This window comes from Cellulomonas biazotea (assembly GCF_004306155.1).
GTDB classification, from domain to species: domain Bacteria; phylum Actinomycetota; class Actinomycetes; order Actinomycetales; family Cellulomonadaceae; genus Cellulomonas; species Cellulomonas biazotea.
The window spans coordinates 1-4,136 of the sequence record NZ_BIMR01000368.1; the positions used below are offsets into that span (position 1 = coordinate 1).

Consider the following 4,136-nt stretch of genomic DNA (forward strand, 5'->3'; position numbering starts at 1 on the left):
GCCCCGGGGCTGGTCGTGGCGGTCGGCCCCCCGACAGCCGGACCGGCGTCGGGCCCGTCGGGCTCGGCGGTGCTGCCGCTGCTGGCCGACCGGCCGCTCGTCGGCGGCCGCCCCGCCGCGTACGTCTGCCGCGGGTTCGTGTGCGACCTCCCGACGACGGACGCGGCGGCCCTCGCCCGGACGCTCGCCGCACCGTCCGGACCCGCCTGACCGGGCCCGTCGGGCCGCCGCCGTCGCCGCCGCGCACGTCCCGCTGAAGCGATTCGGACAACCGGTGCCCGACCACCCCCAGCGGATGCCCAGGAAACTCGCGTACCGTGCGTGGGTCCGCCGCCTGACCGGGCGGGACCCGAACCGACGGAGGACCCTCGTGCGCCGCACGACCACCGCCCGCGCGATCGCCGCCGCCACCACCGCGATCGTCCTCTCCTTCTCCCTGGCCGCCTGCTCCGGCGACGGCGGCTCCGACGACTCCCCGTCGGCCGACGCCACCGCGTCGGTGAGCGCCGCCCAGGCCGCCGACCAGGCGCTGCTCGCCAAGGTGAAGGTCGAGGGCGAGCCCGGCCAGGAGCCGACGGTCACCCTGCCGAGCACCCCGTTCAACGTGACGACGTTCGTCGCGCACCTGGTGGAGGACGGTGACGGCGCCGCGATCGAGGAGGGCCAGAACCTGTCGGTCCACATGCTCATGGTCAACGGCCAGGACGGCGCGACGATGGGCTCGACGTACCCCGACAGCCCGGAGACGGTCACGGCCGGTGCGACGAGCATCTCCGAGCTCGACGCGGTCCTGAAGGACGCGCACGTCGGCGCCCGGGTGCTGGTCGCCCTGTCGTCGGGCGAGAACGCGACGCAGGTCTACGCGATGGAGGTCGTGGACGCGGTGACGATCCCGGCCCGCGCCGAGGGCGAGGCCGTGGCACCCGTCGAGGGCCTGCCGACGGTGACGCTGGGCGAGGACGGCGCGCCGTCGATCACGCCCGCCGCCGGTGACGCCCCGACGACGCTCGTCGCGCAGCCGCTCATCAAGGGTTCGGGTGCGGTCGTCGAGGCCGGCCAGAACGTCACCGTGAAGTACACCGGCTGGCTGTGGGACGGCACGGAGTTCGACTCCTCGTGGACGTCGGGCTCGACGTTCCCGTTCGTCGTCGGCGCCGGCCAGGTCATCGCGGGCTGGGACACGGGTGTCGCGGGTCAGACCGTCGGCAGCCAGGTCCTGCTGGTCGTCCCGCCGGACCAGGGCTACGGCGACGAGGACAAGGGCACGATCCCGCCGAACTCGACGCTGGTGTTCGTCGTCGACATCCTCGACGCCCGCTGACGCGCCGCTGAGCCGGCACCGCTGACCCGGCACCGCTGAGCCAGCACCGGACCAGCCCGACCAGGGCCCGGGACCACCTCACGACGAGGTCGGTCCCGGGCCCTCGTCGTGCCGCCTGCGGACCCCGCGCACCCGCCGCCGCGGCGCCAGGGTCTCTCGTCCTGCCACCCCCGGGCGGGTCTGGCTAGTGTGGTCGCACGTGCCCCCGGGGAACCGCCGGGAGGCGGCCGGGAGACGACGATGGACCAGGCAACGACGCCGAGGACCCGGACGGTGGCCCTGCTGGGCGCGTCCGGCGCGGGCAAGACGACTCTCGTCGAGGAGCTGCTGCACCAGGCCGGGGTCCTGACCCGACCAGGGCGCGTCGAGGACGGCTCGACGGTCAGCGACCACGAGCCGGAGGAGGTCGCACGGGGCATCTCGCTGGGGCTCGGCGTCGCGCCGTTCCCGTGGAAGGCCCCGGACGGTCTGACGTACGACGTGACCCTGCTGGACACCCCCGGGTCGGCGGACTTCGCGGGTGCGGTCGACGCGGGCCTCGCGGCCGCGGACCTCGCGCTGCTCGTGGTGAGCGCGGTCGACGGGGTGCAGGCGGGGACGCACGCGGCGTGGCGGCTCGCGGCGGACGCGGGGCTGCCGGTGGTCGTCGTCGTCACGAAGGAGGACAAGGCGCGGGCCGACTTCCGGCACGTGCTGGCGGACCTGCGGGAGGCGTTCGGCGACGGGTTCGTGCCGCTCGAGCTGCCGCTCGGCGAGGAGTCCGCGTTCACCGGGGTCGCCGACGTCCTCACGGAGGAGGGGCTGGCCTACGACAAGGACGGCCACCACCACACGGAGCCGCTGCCGGACGGGGTCGCCGAGGAGGAGCATCGCCTGCACGACGAGGTGACGGAGGAGATCGTCGCGCACGACGACGAGCAGCTGGAGCGGTACCTCGCGGGCGACGTACCGACGGCGGCGGAGCTGGAGCGGACGCTCGCGCACGAGGTGGAGGACCGGGAGGCTTTCCCGGTCCTCGTCGTCTCCGGGGTGACCGGTGTCGGGGTGGACCGGCTCGCGGACCTGCTGTGCGAGCTGTCGCCGGACCCCGCGGACCGCACGGCGCGGGTGCTGGCGGGCTCGACGGTCGTCGAGGTCGCGGCCGACCCGGCCGGCCCGGTGCTGGTGCACGCGTTCCGGACGCTCGCCGACCCGTTCGTCGGGCAGGTCACGCTGGTGCGCGTGCTGTCGGGCACGCTGCGCCCCGGCGACCGGCTGGTCAACACGGCGACGAAGACCGACGAGCGCGTCCCGGGCCTGTTCCGGCTGCGCGGCAAGGAGCACCTGCCGGTCGACGCGGTGCCCGCGGGGCACGTGGCGGCCGTCGCGAAGCTCACGGGCACCCCGTCGGGCTCGCTGCTGGCCGACCGCACCGGGCCGGGGGCGTCGATGACCGCGGTGCCGCCGCGCGTCCGCCCGCCCGTCTACGGGCTGTGCCTGGAACCCGTCACGCAGTCCGACGACGACCGTCTGTCCGCCGCGCTGGGCCGGCTGGTCGCGGAGGACGTCACGCTGAGCGTGGACCGGTCGAGCGACAAGACGGTCCTGCGCGGCCTGGGCGACACGCACCTCGCGGTCGCCCTGGAGCGCCTCGCGCGGGTGTTCGGCGTGCACGTCAGCACGTCGCCCGTGCCGGTCGGGTACCGGGAGACGATCCGCAAGCCCGTCGAGGCCGAGGGCAAGGTCAAGAAGCAGTCGGGCGGGCACGGGCAGTACGCCGTCGTGCAGCTCCGGGTGTCGCCGCTGCCGCACGGGTCGGGGTTCGAGTTCGTCGACAAGGTCGTCGGGGGGGCGATCCCGCGCTCGTACCTGCCGGCGGTGCAGCGCGGCGTCGTCGAGGCGATGGAGCACGGCGGCCCGCACGGGTACCCCGTCGTCGACCTGCGGGTCGAGGTGTACGACGGCAAGTCGCACTCGGTGGACTCGTCCGACATGGCGTTCCGGACGGCCGCCGCGACGGGCGTCAAGGAGGCGCTGGCCGCCGCCGGGACGGTCGTCCTGGAACCCGTGAGCCACGTCTCGGTCGTCGTGCCGACCGCCGTGCAGGGCGACGTCATGAGCGACCTGTCGTCGCGGCGCGGCCGGATCACGGCGACGGCGTCTCTCGACGACGGCACGGTCCGGATCGAGGCGTCGGTGCCGCAGGCGGAGCTGTCCCGGTACGTGCTCGACCTGCGGTCGATCACGGGCGGCCGCGCGGAGCTCGTCATGAGCCCGGACCGGTTCGAGGTCTGCCCGGACCACCTCGTCCCGGCCTGACCTGCCACGGGACCGCCGCCGCTCTACGGTGGGCGTCATGGCCCGCTACTTCGACGTCCACCCCCACGACCCGCAGCCCCGGGCGATCGGGCAGGTCGTCGACCTGCTGCGCGGCGGTGCGCTGATCGTCTACCCGACGGACTCCGGGTACGCGCTCGGGTGCAGCGTCGACAACCAGGAGGGTGCCGAGAGGATCCGCCGCCTGCGGCACCTGGACGACAAGCACCACTTCACGCTCGTGTGCTGCGACTTCGCGCAGCTCGGGCAGCTCGTGCACCTGGACAACGCCGCGTTCCGCGCGATCAAGGCGTCGACGCCGGGGCCGTACACGTTCATCCTCAAGGCCACGCCCGAGGTGCCGCGGCGGCTGGCGCACCCCAAGAAGCGGTCCGTCGGCGTGCGCATCCCCGACAACCGCGTCGCGCAGGCGATCCTGCACGAGCTCGGCGAGCCGCTGCTGTCGTCGTCGCTGCTGCTCCCGGGTGCCGAGCCGTTCACGGACGGCTGGCAGATCAAG

At 74.6% G+C, this 4,136-nt stretch carries 4 protein-coding genes; all 4 read left to right on the forward strand.

Annotation, left to right across the window (positions count from 1 at the left end; all coding sequences use genetic code 11):
* Window positions 1–210 (forward strand): hypothetical protein (locus CBZ_RS18720; RefSeq protein ID WP_130782973.1); only part of this gene is annotated, 210 nt, incomplete at its 5' end.
* Window positions 211–370: 160 nt separating this feature from the next.
* Entirely contained in the window at window positions 371–1,321 is a 951-nt protein-coding gene (locus tag CBZ_RS18725) for an FKBP-type peptidyl-prolyl cis-trans isomerase (protein WP_130782974.1), read from the forward strand.
* A gap of 240 nt (window positions 1,322–1,561) precedes the next feature.
* Window positions 1,562–3,619 carry an elongation factor G gene (locus tag CBZ_RS18730; protein ID WP_130782975.1) on the forward strand — a complete coding sequence of 686 codons (2,058 nt, stop codon included), beginning with the start codon at window positions 1,562–1,564 and terminating at the stop codon, window positions 3,617–3,619.
* Window positions 3,620–3,656: 37 nt separating this feature from the next.
* Window positions 3,657–4,136 (forward strand): L-threonylcarbamoyladenylate synthase (locus CBZ_RS18735; protein WP_130782976.1); only part of this gene is annotated, 480 nt, incomplete at its 3' end.

What these genes read in the sequence shown, in the direction of transcription:
- CBZ_RS18730 (WP_130782975.1), top strand. Translation starts at nt 1,562, where the DNA reads ATGGACCAGGCAACGACGCCGAGGACCCGGACGGTGGCCCTGCTGGGC.